This is a genomic window from Flagellimonas profundi, from assembly GCF_017313275.1.
Classification (GTDB): Bacteria; Bacteroidota; Bacteroidia; order Flavobacteriales; family Flavobacteriaceae; genus Flagellimonas; species Flagellimonas profundi.
In genome coordinates this window covers 335,108-354,900 of the sequence record NZ_JAFLNM010000003.1, presented here as the reverse complement: position 1 = coordinate 354,900, position 19,793 = coordinate 335,108, and the positions used below count along the sequence as shown (strand labels likewise).

Annotated in this window: 13 protein-coding genes and 1 riboswitch; of the genes, 7 read left to right on the top strand and 6 right to left on the bottom strand. The window is 42.3% G+C overall.

Features of this window, described 5'->3' with window-relative positions; genetic code table 11:
• Positions 1 to 13: 13 nt before the first annotated feature.
• The 4 genes from J0654_RS15040 to J0654_RS15025 all read right to left on the bottom strand — a co-directional run bounded on the left by J0654_RS15040 (position 14) and on the right by J0654_RS15025 (position 3,936).
• Entirely contained in the window at positions 14 to 1,474 is a 1,461-nt protein-coding gene (locus tag J0654_RS15040; protein WP_207029933.1) for a NupC/NupG family nucleoside CNT transporter, read from the bottom strand.
• Positions 1,475 to 1,486: 12 nt separating this feature from the next.
• The gene (locus J0654_RS15035) at positions 1,487 to 2,116 is read right to left on the bottom strand and encodes a bifunctional nuclease family protein (RefSeq protein ID WP_207029932.1); all 630 of its coding nucleotides are present in this window, start codon (positions 2,114 to 2,116) and stop codon (positions 1,487 to 1,489) included.
• Between the two features lie 88 nt (positions 2,117 to 2,204).
• The gene (locus J0654_RS15030) at positions 2,205 to 3,173 is read right to left on the bottom strand and encodes an electron transfer flavoprotein subunit alpha/FixB family protein (protein WP_207029931.1); all 969 of its coding nucleotides are present in this window, start codon (positions 3,171 to 3,173) and stop codon (positions 2,205 to 2,207) included.
• A 16-nt stretch (positions 3,174 to 3,189) separates the two neighbouring features.
• Positions 3,190 to 3,936 (bottom strand): electron transfer flavoprotein subunit beta/FixA family protein, encoded by a 747-nt coding sequence (locus tag J0654_RS15025; RefSeq protein WP_207029930.1) that lies wholly within the window; start codon positions 3,934 to 3,936, stop codon positions 3,190 to 3,192.
• Positions 3,937 to 4,103: 167 nt separating this feature from the next.
• On the opposite strand from J0654_RS15025, the gene J0654_RS15020 reads away from it, so the two are divergent.
• The 4 genes from J0654_RS15020 (at position 4,104) to J0654_RS15005 (ending at position 10,857) form a co-directional block, all read left to right on the top strand.
• Positions 4,104 to 5,084 (top strand): pyruvate dehydrogenase complex E1 component subunit beta, encoded by a 981-nt coding sequence (locus J0654_RS15020; protein WP_207029929.1) that lies wholly within the window; start codon positions 4,104 to 4,106, stop codon positions 5,082 to 5,084.
• A gap of 154 nt (positions 5,085 to 5,238) precedes the next feature.
• Positions 5,239 to 7,734 carry a DUF5686 family protein gene (locus J0654_RS15015; RefSeq protein WP_207029928.1) on the top strand — a complete coding sequence of 832 codons (2,496 nt, stop codon included), beginning with the start codon at positions 5,239 to 5,241 and terminating at the stop codon, positions 7,732 to 7,734.
• A 76-nt stretch (positions 7,735 to 7,810) separates the two neighbouring features.
• A complete protein-coding gene (locus J0654_RS15010; RefSeq protein ID WP_207029927.1) occupies positions 7,811 to 8,338 on the top strand; it encodes an inorganic diphosphatase in 528 nt (175 codons plus the stop codon).
• 116 nt (positions 8,339 to 8,454) lie between these two features.
• Complete coding sequence (locus J0654_RS15005; RefSeq protein ID WP_207029926.1) at positions 8,455 to 10,857, top strand: sodium-translocating pyrophosphatase; 2,403 nt, start codon at positions 8,455 to 8,457, stop codon at positions 10,855 to 10,857.
• A 101-nt stretch (positions 10,858 to 10,958) separates the two neighbouring features.
• Here the strand turns inward: J0654_RS15005 and J0654_RS15000 are convergent, their stop codons facing one another.
• Complete coding sequence (locus J0654_RS15000) at positions 10,959 to 11,672, bottom strand: energy transducer TonB (RefSeq protein ID WP_207029925.1); 714 nt, start codon at positions 11,670 to 11,672, stop codon at positions 10,959 to 10,961.
• 211 nt (positions 11,673 to 11,883) lie between these two features.
• Positions 11,884 to 12,501: a deoxynucleoside kinase gene (locus tag J0654_RS14995; protein WP_207029924.1), complete on the bottom strand. Its 618-nt coding sequence runs from the start codon at positions 12,499 to 12,501 to the stop codon at positions 11,884 to 11,886.
• Positions 12,502 to 12,817: 316 nt separating this feature from the next.
• Here J0654_RS14995 and metK point away from each other — a divergent pair, with 316 nt between their 5' ends.
• From metK to thrA, 3 genes are all read left to right on the top strand, one after another.
• Positions 12,818 to 14,071: a methionine adenosyltransferase gene (gene metK / locus J0654_RS14990; RefSeq protein WP_207029923.1), complete on the top strand. Its 1,254-nt coding sequence runs from the start codon at positions 12,818 to 12,820 to the stop codon at positions 14,069 to 14,071.
• A gap of 103 nt (positions 14,072 to 14,174) precedes the next feature.
• On the top strand, positions 14,175 to 16,109 hold the full coding sequence (locus J0654_RS14985) for a CocE/NonD family hydrolase (protein ID WP_207029922.1): 1,935 nt from the start codon (positions 14,175 to 14,177) through the stop codon (positions 16,107 to 16,109).
• A 110-nt stretch (positions 16,110 to 16,219) separates the two neighbouring features.
• Positions 16,220 to 16,323, top strand: a riboswitch (SAM riboswitch).
• Between the two features lie 83 nt (positions 16,324 to 16,406).
• A complete protein-coding gene (gene thrA / locus J0654_RS14980; RefSeq protein WP_207029921.1) occupies positions 16,407 to 19,790 on the top strand; it encodes a bifunctional aspartate kinase/homoserine dehydrogenase I in 3,384 nt (1,127 codons plus the stop codon).
• Positions 19,791 to 19,793 lie beyond the last annotated feature (3 nt).

Genomic DNA, 19,793 nt, shown 5'->3' with positions numbered 1-19,793 from the left:
ACCAATCAACCGTCTACCCCAAAATCATCCCCGCAATGGTTGCGGACAGCAATGAGGCCAAAGACCCACCTAATACGGCTTTCATTCCGAAAGAAGATAAAACCTTACGTTGACCGGGCGCCAAGGAGCCGATACCGCCAATCTGAATGCCGATGGAAGCAAAGTTGGCAAAACCACAAAGCATATACGTGGCCATGATTACCGATTTATTGTAAGTGAAATGTACGCCGCTCGCCACATTTTTAAGATCGGCCAATTGAATGTATCCAATAAATTCACTCGCGGCCAATTTAATTCCAAGTAATTGCCCCATCAGCATAATATCTTCGTTGGCGACACCAATGAGCCACATAAGCGGGGCAAAAACAGTTCCCAGGATAGCTTCCAATGAAAACTCTTGATACGGAGAGTTGGCGGCTATCCAGCTATTGAAGGTGGTTACATCACCAAACCAGCCCAAAATTCCGTTGATCATGGCGATAAAGGCAACAAAAACAAGTAGCATGGCCCCCACGTTCAACGCAAGTTTAAGACCTTCGGTAGTTCCGTTGGCAATGGCATCCAAAATATTGGCACCTATTTTTTCGGAGGACACCTCCACATCGGTGTTGACCTTCTCTGTCTGTGGATATAATATTTTAGAAATTACGATAGCACCGGGAGCAGCCATTACGGAAGCAGCCAAAAGGTGCTTGGCAAATATCAATCGCAGTTCGGGATCATCGCCTCCCAAAAACCCAATGTAAGCTGCCAAAACAGCTCCTGCTACTGTGGCCATCCCACCGATCATCACCAATAGGATCTCCGATTTGTTCATTTTTTCCAAGTAGGCCTTTATCAGCAATGGAGCTTCCGTTTGGCCCAAAAATATATTACCGGCCACCGAAAGGCTTTCCGCCCCGGAAATTCCCAATGTTTTGGAGAGCAGCCATGCCATCCACCTTACCACTACTTGAATCACTCCTAAATAATAAAGTACGGAGGTAAGTGCTGAGAAAAATATAATGGTAGGCAGTACTTGAAAAGCAAAAATATAGCCGAAGGTGTCCATGTCCACCACAAGTCCTTCGAATAGGAACTGACTCCCCGCACGGGTAAAGTCCAAGATGCTGACAAAAATGCTCCCGACTTGCTCAAAAATATATTGCACAAAGGGAACCTTGAGCACTCCGATGGCTATCAAAACCTGTAAGGATATTCCAATTCCCACAGTTTTCCAGTTGATGGCTTTTCTATTGGAACTGAACAAAAATGATATCAATATAAGAATTGCCATTCCCAAAGCCCCGCGTAACAATGTAGTGATGGAAAACCCCTGGTTGGGTATTATCTCTGCCACTTCCTGTTGTGGAATGGTATCTGTGATAGTGGAGCCAATGGCTACGTTAAGGGAATCTGCGGGCAATGAACTTTGGCCGAAAGCGACCGAACAAATGAATAAAAGTATCAGTAAACTTTGGGTCTTTTTCGCCATGTAAGTGGTTGTTTATTTGCGCTTGGAAATTTCATCCCTCAACTTGGCAGCCTTTTCGTAGTCTTCGCTGGCTACTGCCTTGTCTAATTCTTTGTGAAGCTCTTGCAGGGACATTTCCCGGTACCCATGTGTGTCAGAACCGGATTCTATTTCCACTGCTTCACCTTCTTGAAGGATTTCATCGACCATAATGCTATCATCGTCATCTTCCTCCTTTTCTTTGGAAGAGAATTTTAGAAAGATACCTGCTTTGTCCAAAATGGTCTTGTAGGTAAAAATGGGAGCGTTGAACCTAAGAGCAAGGGCAATGGCATCGCTGGTTCGGGCATCTATGATTTCTTCTTCATTTTCACGCTCACAGATAATACTGGAATAAAATACCCCATCGACCAATTTATGGATGATGACCTGTTTGACCACAATTTTAAATCTGTCCGCAAAATTTTTGAACAAATCGTGGGTCAAAGGTCTGGGCGGTTTTATTTCTTTTTCCAAGGCAATGGCAATGGACTGTGCTTCAAATGCACCGATAACAATGGGAAGTTTTCTGTCTCCCTCCTCTTCATTTAAAATAAGGGCGTACGCGCCATTTTGTGTTTGGCTGTATGATATTCCCTTTATTTTTAATCGTACTAAACTCATAATCTCTTCCTAAAGCAAAAGGGCCATTCAAATAAGTGGCTTTACCAGTTATCTGAACAGCCCCTTGCAATGGGCAAATTAACAAAATTTAAGCGTTTTGTGCTTTAAATTCCTTTAATTTTTCGATGAGTTCGGGCACTACTTCGAAGGCATCTCCGACAATTCCATAATCTGCTGCCTTAAAAAAAGGTGCTTCGGGGTCGTTGTTGATGACCACTTTTACTTTGGAAGCATTGATTCCTGCCAAATGTTGAATGGCTCCCGAGATACCTATGGCAATGTATAGATTACTGGCCACGGGTTTTCCCGTTTGGCCCACGTGTTCGCTATGTGGGCGCCATCCCATATCGGAAACTGGCTTGGAACATGCGGTTGCGGCTCCCAATACATCGGCCAACTCTTCGATCATGCCCCAGTTTTCCGGTCCTTTAAGTCCACGTCCTCCAGAAACCACGATATCGGCATCGGCAATGGTTACTTTTCCGGCTACCCTGTCCACTTCCACTGATTTGGTGGTAAATGCATCATCACCCAACGATGGGCTGAAATCTTCAACTGCAGCGGATACATTGTTTTCCACTACTCCAAAAGCATTGTTGGAAACACCGATGATTTTGATGTCTGCCGAAATCTCGGTCATGGCAAACCCTTTATTACTGAAAGCTGTTCGCTTTACCACAAAAGGAGAAGTGCTTTCTGGAGCAGCTACTACATTGGGTACATATCCAGCGGCTAATTTAGCTGTTAAAATAGGGGCTAAAAACTTACTGTCCGCGCTGGAACTCAATATAATTACTTTGGCGTCCTCTGCTTTGGCAGCCTGTTCCAATACACTGGCATAGGCCTTGGCATTAAAGGTGGCCAACGAGTCATCCGATACCTTCAAAACTTTGGAAACCCCATAGGTTCCCAGTGAGGCATCGTCCTCGGCGTTAAAAGATACCGCTGTAACGGTGGTGCCTAGATTTTGGGCCACTTTATGTGCATAAGAGGCCACTTCGAAAGTATTTTTTTTGAATTTTCCCTTGAGGGATTCTGTATATACTAGTACTGACATAATTTTTTAATCTTGTTTAGATGACTTTTGCTTCGTTGTGCAGTAATTCGACCAATTCCCCAACATTTCCGGCATCCACTAACTTAACGGGACCTTTGGCCGCGGGTTTTTCAAACTTTTGGTCTTGTGTGGGCTGTACGGCATCAACTGGTTCAACCACGTTCAATGCTTTTTTACGAGCCATCATAATACCTCTCATATTGGGAATGCGAAGGTCACTTTCCTCTACCAATCCTTTTTGTCCGCCAATTACCAATGGAAGCGATGTACTTATGGTTTCTTTACCTCCATCAATTTCGCGAACTGCGGTTGCCGTGTCTCCATCGATTTCCAGCCCAATGCAGGTGTTCACAAAGTTCATGTCCAGCAGCGTGGCTAAAATTCCTGGAACCATTCCACCATTGTAGTCTATGGATTCCCGTCCGGCAATCACAAGGTCATAATCACCGCTTTTGACCACCTCGGCCAATTGTTGGGCTACGAAAAATCCATCGGTTGGTTCTGCATTTACCCGAATGGCTTCATCGGCTCCAATGGCCAACGCTTTTCTAATGGTCGGCTCGGTTTGTTGGCCTCCTACGGTAACCACATGGACGGTAGCTCCTTGTTTTTCCTTGAACCACATGGCACGTGTCAACCCAAACTCGTCGTTTGGATTAATAACAAATTGGACCCCGTTTGTGTCAAACTGGGTATCGCCTTCCGTAAAATTGATTTTGGAAGTAGTATCCGGTACGTTGCTTATGCAAACTAAAATCTTCATATATACTTAAGCTTTATGTGCCCAAATATAGTTATAAAATCCGAAATTTATTATGCATGCATAATAAATTTTGTTCTTTTTTTGGATTTCCCCCAAGCTATTTTCGGGTAGTTTTTGCTATTTTTGCTTGCGTTTTTAAGCAGACTATAAATATTTAGTACGATTTAATGAAAACATTACAGTTTAGGGAGGCAATAGCTGAGGCTATGTCCGAAGAAATGCGAAGAGATGATACCATTTATTTAATGGGCGAGGAAGTAGCTGAGTACAACGGTGCTTACAAGGCGTCCAAAGGTATGTTGGATGAATTCGGGCCAGAGCGGGTGATCGATACCCCGATTTCAGAACTTGGTTTTGCCGGTATTGGTGTTGGTTCTGCAATGAACGGCAATAGGCCTATCATAGAATTTATGACCTTCAACTTTTCTTTGGTTGGAATTGACCAAATCATAAACAATGCTGCCAAAATTCGACAAATGTCCGGTGGACAGTTCAACTGTCCTATTGTATTTCGAGGCCCTACAGCTTCTGCAGGACAATTGGCCGCAACCCACTCTCAAGCTTTTGAAAGCTGGTATGCCAATACTCCCGGTCTTAAGGTTGTGGTTCCATCAAACCCAGCCGACGCAAAAGGATTATTGAAATCCGCCATTCGTGATGACGATCCCGTAATCTTCATGGAATCTGAGCAGATGTACGGAGACAAAGGAGAAGTTCCTGAAGGGGAATACACTATTCCACTAGGTGTTGCCGATATTAAAAGAGAAGGTACGGATGTGACCATAGTTTCTTTCGGAAAAATCATCAAAGAAGCCTACAAGGCTGCCGATGAATTGGAGAAAGATGGAATTAGCTGTGAAATCATTGATTTGAGAACAGTTCGTCCAATGGATCACGACACTATTTTGGCTTCCGTGAAGAAAACCAATAGAATGGTGATTTTGGAAGAAGCATGGCCTTTTGGCAATGTGGCCACTGAAATTATTTACCACGTTCAGGATAAAGCATTCGATTATTTGGATGCCCCTATTGTAAAATTGAACACTGCAGATACCCCTGCACCCTACTCACCGGTGCTTTTGGCAGAGTGGTTGCCAAATCATGAAGATGTTATCAAGGCTGTTAAGAAAGTGTTATATAAGCTATAAAACCACATTTGTAAGGTATATTAGCCCTGTCAACTTTGTTGATGGGGCTTTTTTTTAGGGAATATTTTTTGATTAGAAATTACTTTGAACCAAATTTGACCTAAGTTTAGTGGGTGAACTTTTAAGACTTGCCCATTGTCCCATATACCTGCCTATGAAAAGAATCTTTTCTGTTTTTTTTCTATTCTTTATTGTTAGTGTAACTGCACAAACCAAAATCGAAGGCGTGGTTACCGATGATACAGGTATGCCCATCGCTTTTGCCAACATAATTTTTGCAAACTCCGCTGAGGGTACCATAACCAACGACAATGGACATTTTTATCTGGAGTCGGATGAAACCTATGATGCTATAAAAGTATCCTTCATTGGCTATGAAACCAAGGAAATCCCATTGGAACAAAAGGTGACCTACGGTATGGAAATCGTGTTGACGGAATCTGCCGAGCAGCTTCAGGAAGTGGTCATATATACAGGGAAACAATCCAAAAGGAATAATCCGGCCATAGATATTTTACGGAAAATATGGGCTAAAAAGCGGGAGAACGGGGTGCGCAAGTTCAAACAGTACCAATATGATAAGTATGAAAAAATCGAGTTTGATCTAAATACCATAGATAGTGCGCTGATTAAAAGTAAACTCTTTAAGGGGCTGGAATTTATGTTCGAGGACCTCGATACCTCAAGAATCACGGGGAAGACCTATTTGCCCATGTTTCTGAACGAAACCTTTTCCAAAGTTTACGGCGATAATGTGCTGGATAAGGAGAAAGAGGATGTCCTAGGTAACAAAAATTCAGGATTTAGCGGGAATCAGTCAATCACTGCATTTGTGGAAGATCTATATTCAGATTACAACATTTACGATAATTACCTCAAGTTTTTTGATAAGAGTTTTACAAGTCCATTGTCCAAAACAGGGGTAGATGTATACAATTATGTACTGTCCGACAGTACATTTATTGACAACAAATGGTGCTATAATATCATTTATTACCCAAGGAGAAAGAACGAGCTCACCTTTAAAGGTGACTTTTGGGTAAACGATACCACCTTTGCCATCAAAAAAATCAACATGCAGGTCACTAAGAGTGCCAACATCAACTGGGTAAAGGAAATTTATATTGAACAGGATTTTGATGTGGTCAGCGATTCGGTCTTTTTGTTGAAGCGGGACTATATGTTAAGCGATTTCAGTTTCTCCAAAAAGGAAGATTCCCGGGGAGTGTATGGCAAACGAACCACGGTTTTTGATAATTATAATTTTGACAATCCGCGTTCTGAAGATTTTTATAAAGCGGTAGCAGATCCATACGATCCCAGAGTGTTCTCGCAAGACAGTGTTTTCTGGAAAAATGCAAGATTGGAAAGCTTGAATGAGGATGAATCGGGGATCTTTAAGCTGTTGGATACCTTAAAGACCGTTCCCAAGTTCAGGACCTACTACGATATTGTCAGTATTTTGGGCTCGGGCTATGTCGAAATCGATAAGTGGAATATCGACATTGGGGATATCTACAGTACTTTTGGTTATAACGATGCCGAAGGCATTCGATTAAGAGCTGGCGCAAGAACTTATTATGGTCAGAATGATATGTGGCGTTTGGAGGGTTATATGGCCTATGGTTTTGATGATAGGAAGTTCAAGCATGGGTTTTCAGGTAGATTTTTATTGGATCGAAAAAACCGCTTGATCATCTCTGGAGGAAATCGTCGGGATATTGAACAATTGGGGCTGAGCCTTACCAGTACCAATGATGTGATGGGCAGGAGCATCGCCTCATCTTCTTTGGTTACCGTGGGCTCCAACAATCGTTTGACCAATATTAATCTCTCTACCCTAAACGTGGAAATGGAACCGGTAAAAAACCTTAAGATCAATGTAGGTGGCTCGTTCCGTACCTTGAGCTCGGCATTGCCGGAAGCTTTCAGTTTGGATTATGTAGATCCTGCATCACCATCCGGTATTTCATCAGAAATAAGACAGTTCGACCTCAATACCACAGTGGTGTATACCCCGGGCAAACGTACCATTGGATATGGCGTGGAGCGCTCCAATATCAACGATGATTACAGCACCCTGGTACTTAAATACACCAAAGGTGTAGATGGATTTTTAGAGAGTGATTTTGATTATGAGAAAATCCAGTTTTCGTACCAACAACCATGGCAAATCGGTGGTTTTGGTAGATTGACGAGCAGTGTTGAATTGGGTAAAACTTTTGGAACCGTGCCATTGGGGCTCTTGAGTGTTGTTCCCGGAAACCAAACACTGTTCTCGCTTTACAATGTATTTCCAAATCTGGATTTTTATGAATTCGTTACCGATACATATGCTACGGTTCACTTGGAGCACAACTTTAATGGGAGGTTATTTTCTCGAATTCCATTGTTGCGTAAACTCAACCTTAGGGAAATTGTAGGTTTAAGAGGGGCATGGGGGCAATTGTCCGAAGAAAATATCGCTTTGAGTACCCCTACCAATATTCCCCTCATGGCACCAGAAGATCAGGTGTATTGGGAATATTCTTTTGGTATAGGGAACATTTTTAAAATACTTCGGATAGACTTCAATTTTAGAGGAAATTATCTTCAAAATCCAGATGCCAGGGCATTTGGGATAACCGGAACCTTCGGATTTAATTTTTAATTCACACGAAACCTCCAATTTATGGGGCCTATTCCAGTTATACTGGTTATTTTTGCATTATAAATATATCACTAACATGTCTAAAAAACCACGTATAACCTTTGATGTACTAGTAGAAATTCCCAAAGGTAGTAGAAACAAGTACGAATACGATTTTACGCTTAACAAAATTAGATTTGACCGAACCTTATTTTCTTCGATGATGTATCCCGGGGACTATGGTTTTATTCCAGAAACCTTGGCTTTGGACGGAGATCCATTGGATGTATTGGTTCTTTGCACCGAGCCAACCTATCCAATGGTGGTAGTGGAAGTAAAACCGGTCGGCGTTTTCCATATGACCGATGAAAAAGGTCCGGATGAAAAGATAATCTGTGTACCTGTTTCGGACCCGATTTGGAGTAAAAGGGATGACATCAGTGAGTTGAACCCACATAGATTAAAAGAGATTGAACACTTCTTTCAGGTATATAAAGACCTGGAGGAGAAGAAAGTAGATACCGGTGGTTGGGGAGACGTTAATGAAGCGGTCCAAATCTATCATGAGTGTGTTAAACGCTATGATGAAAGTGATCATAAAAAGAGACGTGCCTACACTATATAGATTACACAACAATAACTTTAAAAAAATGCGCTTTTAATAATTAAAGGCGCATTTTTTTTATTACTTCGTATTTTACTACATTAGCGGGCATTAAAAAATTCTAAACAATCTAATCTATGGATTTAATCGTAAAATTTTTGCCCGTATTTGGTGTCTTGGGCCTTCTCTATGTATTCATTAAGAACGTATGGATTTCTAAACAAGAGGTCGGGGACGAAAAAATGGCAAGGATTGCCAAGAACATTGCAGATGGTGCGATGTCATTCTTAAAGGCTGAATATAAAATACTGAGCATTTTTGTTATTGCTGTGGCCGTACTGCTTTTCTTCAAAGGAAGTAATGAGGCTGGCTCAAATGGAATGGTGGCCGTATCTTTTGTTGTTGGTGCCATTTGTTCGGCCCTTGCCGGATTTATCGGAATGAAGGTCGCAACCAAGGCTAATGTAAGAACAACCAATGCCGCCAGAACTTCTTTGGGTAAGGCACTTGAAGTTGCATTCGCCGGAGGAGCGGTCATGGGGCTTGGTGTTGTAGGTTTAGGTGTTCTTGGATTGAGCGGACTCTTCATGATTTATAGCGGACAAGGTTGGGAAATCGCCGAAGTGCTCAATGTGCTTTCAGGTTTCTCACTTGGAGCATCGTCCATAGCACTTTTTGCACGTGTAGGCGGTGGTATCTACACGAAAGCTGCCGATGTTGGAGCAGATTTGGTGGGTAAAGTGGAAGCTGGAATTCCTGAGGATCACCCATTGAACCCAGCGACCATTGCGGATAATGTTGGTGATAACGTAGGAGATGTAGCAGGAATGGGGGCCGACCTTTTCGAATCTTATGTGGGATCCATAATAGGTACTATGGTTTTAGGTGCCGTTTTTGCTGGTTTACCAGAGTTTCAGGCTGCTTTTGATGGGCTTGGAGCTGTATATCTACCATTGGCATTGGCTGCCGTAGGGATTATAATGTCAATCATCGGAACATTTTTTGTAAGAGTAAAAGATGGTGGAAATCCACAGACCGCATTGAATATAGGTGAATTTGGGTCTGCAGCTTTAATGTTGGTTGCATCATACTTTATAATCAACGCCATGTTACCTGAAACTTGGGTAGAAGGTGGAAAAGAATTTACGGCCATGGGTGTTTTCTGGGCAACTATTGCTGGTCTGGTAGCTGGATTGCTAGTAGGAAAAGTAACGGAATATTATACAGGTACAGGTACAAAACCGGTTAACTCCATTGTACGTCAGTCCGAAACAGGTTCGGCAACAAACATTATTGCAGGGCTTGGTGTGGGAATGATGTCCACGGCTATACCGATCATATTGATTGCTGCGGCTATTTTGGTTTCCCATTATTTTGCTGGCTTGTATGGAATTGCGATTGCCGCTGTAGGTATGTTGGCCAATACGGGTATTCAACTTGCCGTTGATGCCTACGGACCTATTTCGGATAATGCAGGTGGTATTGCTGAAATGGCGGAATTGCCTGGAGAAGTTCGTGATAGAACCGATAAATTGGATGCGGTAGGAAACACTACAGCAGCCATTGGTAAGGGATTTGCCATTGCATCTGCTGCATTAACGGCATTAGCGTTATTTGCCGCCTTTATGAAAACAGCTGGTGTTAAATCCATCGATGTTTCCCAGCCAGATATTATGGCAGGGCTCTTGGTAGGCGGTATGCTTCCTTTTGTATTCTCTGCACTTTCAATGAATGCGGTAGGTAGGGCAGCAATGTCCATGATTGAAGAAGTACGTCGTCAGTTTAAAGACATACCTGAACTAAAAGCTGCATTGGAAATCATGCGTAAACACGATGCAGACCTTTCCAAAGCCAGTAAAGAGGATATGGAAATCTTTGAAGCTGCCGATGGTAAAGCAGAGTATGAAAAGTGTGTGGAAATTTCCACGCAAGCATCCATTAAAGAAATGGTGTTTCCGGGTTTATTGGCTATCGCCGTGCCAGTTGCTGTCGGATTTATTGGCGGCGCTGAAATGTTAGGAGGCCTTTTGGCCGGCGTTACAACAGCCGGTGTGCTGATGGCCATATTCCAATCCAACGCTGGTGGGGCATGGGACAATGCCAAAAAAACGATCGAAAGCGAAGGTCGTAAAGGTAGTGATGCCCATAAGGCCGCCGTTGTAGGGGATACTGTTGGTGATCCTTTTAAGGATACATCGGGTCCTTCCTTAAATATTTTGCTTAAATTGATGTCTGTTGTTGCTTTGGTAATAGCGCCTAGTTTAGTGAGTTTAGCTCCTGCGGATGAAATGGGAATGTTGAAACAAGATGGTACCATGATCACCATTACCGAAGAGGGAATGAAAGAAACCAAGGCGGTTGAAAAACAAATTAGGGTTGAGGTCAGTAACACAGCGGATGGAACATACAAAGCTATTGTTACATCCAGTACCAATAGCAATGGAGAGGTAGTAGAGGAAACAGATGAGTTTACTGCCGATACCAAAGAAGAATTGGAAAAAAAGATACAAGAATATAAGAGTGCTGAGGCAAAGAATTAGCTCTCGCTTTAAGGCAAAGCTGGAAAAACCACGCCATTGGCGTGGTTTTTTTATTTCTATGATGGATAAAATATCATATCGAGTGCAGTCGAGATGCGTACTTAGTTCAATTTAAATGTTATTGGAATGGAATAGGGGACCTTAACAGGCGTGCCTCTTTGTTTTCCAGGTGTTAGTCTCGGTAATTTCGAAATAATCCTGGCAGCTTCTTTTTCCAAACTTTCATGTGGTCCTCTAAGCCTAACATTGCCAATGCTGCCATCTTTTTGTACCGTAAAAATAACGCTGACCCTGCCTTGTAGTCCCATCTCCTTGGCAACTTCTGGATATCGGAAATTTTTACGGATATGGTTCAGTATCTGCTCTTGAAAACAAGTTCTTTTGTCCTCTTCCGTTTTTTCATTTTCACACCCCGGAAATACGGGGGCATTTTCAATAAGTACAAAAGGGATTTCATCGGGTACATCATCTTCAGCCACATCAATACTTTCAATGGGTGCAATTTCAGTATTTTGGTCCGGTTCCGATGCTTCTATTACCGTTTCTTCAATATCCTTTTCGTCCTCCACAACATCAATAATGGGTGGAGTCTGAATTTTTGGTTTGGGCAACTCTAACTTTTGAAATGTAATTGGAGGCTCCTCTTCAATCAAAAGGTCAGGGTTAACTTGACTTGTCTCCCAATCTGCTGATGGGTAATAACTTTTCCATTCCAATGCCAAATAGGCCATGAGCAATACCAATGTCATTCCTACAAAAAAGTAAAGTAGGCTGTTCCGCTTTACATCCAGTTGTGGATTCTTTTTCGGTTCCATAATTTTCAAGTTTTTTCACCTTTATAAAGGTGTAGTTAATAGTAGTGGGCTTATCCCGACCTTAAACTACCTTGAAAAAGCTCCGAAGTAAACCGCCAATGAGTGAAAAGCCGGTTTAAGTGAGGGAAATGGAATTCCGGGGTTCAATTGCTGAACCAAAAAAACTATAGTATGTAAAACTTGAAAATAAAATACGGGTTCTTGAGCGGGATTATTCGAACAACCCGTGGATTTCTCCATCGATGCGGTTGATCACTTCGCCCAAATCTTCCGGATTGTCCACAAAATCAAGATTGTCCACATCAAAAATGAGCAGTTTACCCTTTTCATATGTGTTCACCCAGGCTTCATAGCGTTCGTTCAAGCGGCTTAGGTAATCAATGGAAATGGAGTTTTCATAATCGCGACCACGCTTATGTATTTGCTTTACCAGGTTTGGAATGGTACTCCGTAAATAAATCAATAGGTCCGGTGGTTGTACCAAACTCTCCATCAACTCAAAAAGACCTTTGTAGTTTTCAAAATCACGATTGGTCATTAAGCCCATGGCGTGCAGGTTGGGCGCAAAAATATGGGCGTCCTCGTAAATGGTCCTGTCCTGGATCACATTTTTGCCACTTTCCCTGATCTTTAAAATTTGGCGATACCTGCTGTTCAAAAAATAGATTTGGAGGTTAAAACTCCAACGCTCCATTTGTGTATAAAAATCATCCAGATAGGGATTGTCCACCACATCTTCAAAATGGGCCTCCCACCTGTAATGTTTTGCAAGTAAATTGGTCAACGTCGTCTTTCCGGCCCCAATGTTGCCTGCCACAGCAATATGCATAAGATGTGATTGTTTTTAAGTGTTTGTACCAGGGAAATCTAATCGTCGCAATATACAAAGTATATCCACTTATTGAAAAAAAACCGGCTCAAAAGACCTATCCAATATTAGCTTGGAACAAAGTTTTATAATATGTTGCAAATATGTACTTTTGCGCTTCAAAACGAGGAAAGATTTGACTGATTGCAACCTCGGTTACCTTAAAAGGTATACGAAAAATGCTAAAGCAGTTCTTGTCAGCTAACGCCGGCATCTCTTCACCAAGGGTTTGGAACTTCTTAGCGCTTTTGTCAAATCTTCATTTTAAAAAAGAGAAATGGCGTATTTGTTTACATCAGAATCCGTTAGTGAGGGACATCCAGATAAAATCGCGGATCAAATCAGTGATGCATTGTTGGATAATTTTTTGGCTTTTGACCCAGAGAGCAAAGTAGCCTGCGAAACCCTTGTGACCACAGGTCAGGTTGTGTTGGCCGGAGAGGTGAAAAGTCATACGTATGTGGATTTACAAAGTATTGCTAGGGAAGTCATCAACAAAATTGGTTACACCAAAGGGGAATATAAGTTTAGCGGTGATTCCTGTGGAGTGATCTCTTTGATCCACGAACAATCGCAGGATATTAACCAAGGGGTCGATCGCGGTACCAAAGAAGAACAAGGTGCGGGCGACCAAGGAATGATGTTTGGCTATGCAACCACGGAGACGGAGAATTATATGCCCTTGGCATTGGATATCTCGCACAAGATTTTGGAAGTACTGGCCGATTTGCGAAGAGAGGGAACACGAATCCCATATTTACGTCCCGATGCAAAGGCCCAGGTAACGATTGAATATTCCGATGATAATGTGCCACAACGGATTGATACCATTGTTGTTTCCACTCAGCACGATGAATTTGATGCTGATGAGGCAATGTTGGCCAAGATCAAGGATGATATCATCAATATATTGATTCCAGAAGTGAAAAAGTTATTGCCCGAGAGCATTCAAAAACTCTTCACGGACCATATCAAATATCACATTAACCCAACTGGAAAATTCGTGATTGGTGGACCACATGGTGATGCAGGACTAACAGGGAGAAAAATTGTAGTCGATACTTATGGGGGCAAAGGTGCTCACGGAGGAGGTGCTTTTAGCGGTAAAGACCCTAGCAAGGTGGACCGAAGTGCTGCTTATGCTGCTCGGCATATGGCCAAGAATTTGGTGGCTGCAGGAGTTGCGGGCGAGATTCTGGTACAGGTAAGCTACGCCATTGGGGTGGTGGAACCCACATCCATTTTTGTGGATACCTATAAATCTTCCAATGTGAACATGACAGATGGTGAGATTGCACAAAAAGCGGCCGAACTTTTCGATATGCGGCCATTTGCCATTGAGGAACGTCTGAAGCTGCGCAATCCTATTTATTTGGAAACGGCAGCCTATGGCCATTTGGGCAAAGAGCCCAGAACCATGACCAAGGTTTTTGAATCTCCCTACAATGGAAGAATCGAAAAAGAAGTGGAACTTTTTACTTGGGAAAAATTGGATATGGTAGATCAAGTGAAAGAAGCTTTTGGCCTTTAACATATCGGTATAAATCAGATTTAAAAGGAGCTTTTTAGCTCCTTTTTTTATTGGTATACTATCATGAACTTTAGTAGCTTTAGCGTATCAAAAAAGAGTAAAAATGAGAAGTTCAGTTAGAGTCCTGTTGTTGAGTATTTTAATGTTGACGGTTACCGTCAGCTGTAAAAAAACCGTCAAGACAGAAGTAAAGGAAGTCGATACCTATGTGGCCGACAACTACACCAAAAAAGAGGTGGATATTGAAATGCGCGATGGGATAAAACTGCACACCACTATTTATTCGCCCAAAGATACTTCCAAAGAGTATCCGATCATCATGCAGCGTACTCCCTACAGTTCCAGACCTTATGGTGAAGGTAATTTCAGGACCAAAATAGGTCCGAACGAACATTTGATGAAGGAGGGAAACATCATCGTTTACCAAGATGTTAGGGGCAGATGGCTCAGTGAAGGCCATTACGTTAATATGCGAGCCTACATTCCCAATAAAACCTCGGATGAACAAGTAGATGAAAGTTCGGACACCTACGATACCATTGAATGGTTGGTAAACAATGTGGAGAATAATAATGGAAATGTTGGAATATGGGGTATTTCCTATCCTGGACATTATGCCACCTATGCTACTATAGATGCACATCCGGCCTTAAAAGCTGCCTCACCCCAGGCTTGTATCGGAGATTTCTTTTTTGATGATTTTCACCATAACGGGGCGTATTTGTTGAGTTATTTCAGGGCAACATCCCTTTTTGGAACACCGCGTCCCAATGGAGATGCACCTATTGATACAGCTTGGTATACCTTGCCCAATTTACCAACGGAAGACCAGTACCAATTCTTTTTGGATGCCGGACCATTGGAAAATCTAGACCACTTTTTTGAATACGAAACGGCCGATACCCCGACCATGCGTCCGGAGGGAGTGACCGACGATTATTTTTGGAACGAGCTCAAAGAACATCCGAACTATGATGCCATGTGGCAGAGCAGAGGGCTCATTCAGCATTTGAAAAATGTGAAGAGCAGTGTGGCGACTATGATCGTAGGCGGATGGTTTGATGCCGAGGACCTGTACGGACCGCTGGAAACCTATAAGAACATCGAAAAATACAATGAAGGCAACTACAATACCATGGTATTTGGACCTTGGGACCATGGCGGTTGGGCGCGGGACAAAGAACGCAATGTAGTGGGCAACTACTATTTCGGGGACTCCATTTCGTTGTTTTACCAGAAGGATATTGAAACCAAGTTCTTTAACCATTTCCTAAAAGAAGAGGGTGATATGAATTCTGGGTTGCCCGAAGCCTATGTGTTTGATACAGGTAAAAAAGAATGGAAAAAATATGATGTCTGGCCTCCGGAAAATGCTGTGAGGAAGACTATGTACCTGTCCGATGACCAAGAACTCACTTCCGAACCCAAAGCAATTACAGGAATTCAGTTTATTAGTAACGTAAAGAAACCCGTTCCATATTCCGAAGATGTAAAGACCGTTTTTACCCCGAGAAAATATATGACGGATGATCAACGTTTTGCAGCACGTCGTTCTGATGTGCTCATTTTTGAGACCGAGGTAATGGATGAAGATTTGACATTGGCCGGTGATATTATGGCCAAATTAAAAGTGGCCACCACGGGTACAGCTGCCGATTGGATCGTAAAAGTAATTGATGTACACCCAGGGGACGCGGAGACCAACGAAGAAATGCAGGACCACCTTAAAATGAGCAATTACCATTTAATGGTCCGTAGTGAAGTGCTTCGTGGTCGATTCAGAAATAGCTTTTCCGAACCTGAACCATTTACGCCCAACCAAAAGACCGATGTGGACATCAAGCTTCAGGATGTGTTCCATACTATTAAAAAAGGGCACAAATTGCAGATTCAGATACAAAGTACATGGTTCCCACTTATCGATTTGAATCCACAAACGTATGTGGACAATATTTTTAAGGCGGACGAATCGGATTTCAAAACACAGACACATACCGTTTTTACCGACTCCAACATTGAATTCACGGTATTGAAATAAAATAATGTGGGTTCGTGGGGCAATCCTTATTGATGAAAATTTTCCAAAAGATTAGGAAAATCAACTTTTCCATCAGTATATTTGTCCCACGAAGTTCAAACACGTATTGTTAGTTATCAAGAAAGGTGGAGGGAATAGACCCGATGAAGCCTTAGCAACCCTTGGCGCATGTCAAGAAGGTGCTACGTTCTATCCCATTGGGAATAGATAACATCTCAGGTAGTTTCTGCCCTCTTCTTTCTTATAACATTTACTATTTATTAATTTTTGACCCGCTGTGGGTCTATAGTTGTTTATATGGATTTAAGGCATTTGGCCATATCGGATTTTAAAACGTTGAGCGGGTCCGTTCAGGACATAAAATTGTCGTATCAAGTTTTTGGAAAACCCTTGCACACCGCGCCCATTATTTTGGTGAACCATGCGCTTACGGGTAACTCCAACGTGGCAGGGGAAAATGGATGGTGGTCCGATTTGATCGGGGACGGAAAATGCATCGATACCGAGAAGTATACCATTTTATCCTTTAATATTCCAGGGAATGGTTTTGATGGATTTATCATTGAAAACTACAAGGATTTTGTTGCAGGGGATATCGCTAGAATATTTCTCTGGGGATTGGAGCAATTGGAGATCAACAAACTGTTTGCCATTATTGGAGGTTCTTTGGGAGGTGGCATTGCTTGGGAAATGACAGCTATCGACCCAAATATTACGGAGCATTTGATTCCCGTCGCATCCGATTGGAAATCGACAGATTGGTTGATTGCCAACTGTCAGATTCAAGAACAATTCTTGGTCAATTCCAAACAGCCCGTACACGATGCGCGTATGCATGCAATGCTTTGCTACCGCACGCCAGAATCGTTCAAGGAAAGATTTAAAAGAAGTACCAACGAGGAACTCAAGGTTTTTAATGTGGAATCTTGGTTGATGCACCACGGTAAAAAATTGCAGGAGCGTTTTCAGCTTTCGGCCTATAAGTTGATGAACCAACTGCTTAAATCCATCGATATAACTAGAAATGGGGAAGAAGCCTTCAAGGCATTGCAGGAAAGTGATACCAAGATTCACATTATAGGTGTGAATTCCGATTTGTTTTTTACCGCTGAGGAGAATAAAGAAACCTTTAAAAGATTGGCACAGGCCAACACCAACGTAACTTATGGTGAGGTGCAATCCGTGCATGGACATGATGCCTTTTTGATGGAGTTTGAACAATTGGAAAAATTGTTGGAGACTGTTTTTCATAAGAATACCGAACGAATCAAAATTTTGAAGTTCGGAGGAAAATCCTTGGCCAACGGAGAAGGTATTGACCATGTATTGAACATCATCAAGAAAAGGTTTGAAGAGGGAGAACATTTTGCCGTAGTGGTCTCTGCTCGTGGCAAGGCTACCGACCAGCTGGAGAATTTATTGGAAAAGGCAGCCAAGGGGGCTGACTTCAAAGCTGACTTGAAGAAGTTCGTGGACTATCAAAAAAATAATTTTGATGGTTTGAATATTGAGGAAGAACTGGCCGCCATTGAAAAAATATTGAGCGGGGTTTCCTTAACGGGCGATTACAGTCTTAAGACCAAGGATGAGGTCTTGTCCTTTGGCGAACTATTGTCGGCTAAATATGTGACGGCTGCCCTTAACGCCTCTGGATTAAAAGCACAGCTTTTAGATTCTCGAAAATTGATCACTACAGATGATAATTTCAGCAATGCGGAAGTAGATCAAGGCATATCCAAGGAAAATGTGCTTCGGTATTTCCATGAACTGGAAAAGGATACCATTCCAATAATTACTGGGTTTATTGGTTCCAACCGGGGCGGTACAACCACTACCTTGGGTAGAAATGGAAGTAACTATTCCGCTGCCTTGTTGGCCAACTTTTTGGATGCTGGCGAGTTGATCAATTACACCCATGTCGATGGTATTTTTACCGCCAATCCCGATTTGGTGAAAGATGCCAAGGTGATAGATATAATATCATACAGTGAGGCTAACGAGTTGGCCAATTTTGGAGCAAATATTTTGCACGCCAAGACCATAATACCATTGATAGAGAAAAATATCCCTTTGCGCATTTGTAACACCTTCAACGATGAAAATGAAGGAACCTTGATTGGTCCAAAAACCAACAATGGTGGCATAAAGTCCTTATCGGTACTGGATAATATGGCCCTGATCAATTTGGAGGGTAGGGGATTGCTCGGTAAAGTTGGTGTGGATATGCGAATTTTTAGAGCCCTTGGTCAAAACGGAATTAGTGTGGGTATTGTTTCTCAAGGTTCATCCGAGCGAGGTATCGGTTTGGTTGTGGATGAATCTGAAGCGGACAAGGCCAAAAAAGTACTCGACCTGGAATTCGAGACCGATTACTCTTCACAGGATATTAACCAAATTACTGTGGTGAAAGATGTTTCGGTTATATCCATTGTGGGAATGGACTTGAGCAGCTTTCACAAGCCGTTCAATGCTTTGGCCAAGAATCAGGTAGTTCCTTTGCTTTTCAACAACACGGTTACGGGCAAGAACGTGAGCATGGTGGTGAAGAAATCCGATCTTCACAAAGCCATTAATGTGATTCATGGGCAAATCTTCGGTATTGCCAAAAAAATCAATTTGGCATTGTTCGGTCATGGTAATGTGGGAGGTACCTTGATCAGTCAGATTTTGGACTCTGAAAAAAGCATTGAAGAGCGAAAAAGTATCGATTTAAAAGTGTTTGCGGTCGCAAACTCAAGAAAAGTACTTCTGGATGCTTCGGGAGTGGGTCCTGATTGGAAAGAGCGTTTGGAAAAGGAGGGACGGCCCTATCAAATTGAGGATATTACCGCATTTGCCAAACAGCATCATCTAGAAAACTTGATCGCGGTGGACAATACGGCGAGCCAAACATTTGTAGAGCAATACGAACCATTGATCGAGCATGGTTTTGATTTGGTTTCATCAAACAAAATTGCAAATACGTTGAGTTTTGAGAAATACAGATCGGTACGAAAACTTTTGGATAAAAATCAAAAACAATATCTCTACGAAACCAATGTGGGAGCAGGTCTTCCACTTATTGACACTATCAAATTGTTGCATCTTTCAGGGGAGAACATTACCCGGATCAAAGGAGTGTTTTCAGGATCGCTGAGCTATATTTTCAATACCTTTTCGGAGAAGGATATTTCTTTTTCAGAAATTGTAAAGGAAGCGATGGAAAGTGGCTTTACCGAACCCGATCCAAGAGAAGATCTGTCTGGTAACGATGTAGGGAGGAAGCTATTGATTTTGGCCAGGGAATTGGATCTTCAGAACGAATTTTCGGATATTGATGTCCACAACCTGATTCCTGGAGAGTTGCAAACCTTGGATTTTGAAAAATTCATGGGACGAATTGAGGAAATGGATGATATTTACAAGGAAATTAAAGAGAACCAAGAGTCAGGTCACGTGCTACGCTATGTGGGCGATTTGCATGGAGATTTGCAGCAAGACAAAGGAATTTTGGAGGTAAAACTGGTTTCCGTGCCCAAAGAAAGTGCTTTGGGACAGGTAAAAGGGTCCGATTCCATTATTGAGATTTATACAGAATCCTACGGAGAACATCCTTTGGTGATTCAAGGAGCTGGTGCAGGAGCCGCCGTAACCGCAAGAGGTGTATTTGGTGACATTTTAAGAATAGCAGAGAAGATATGACTT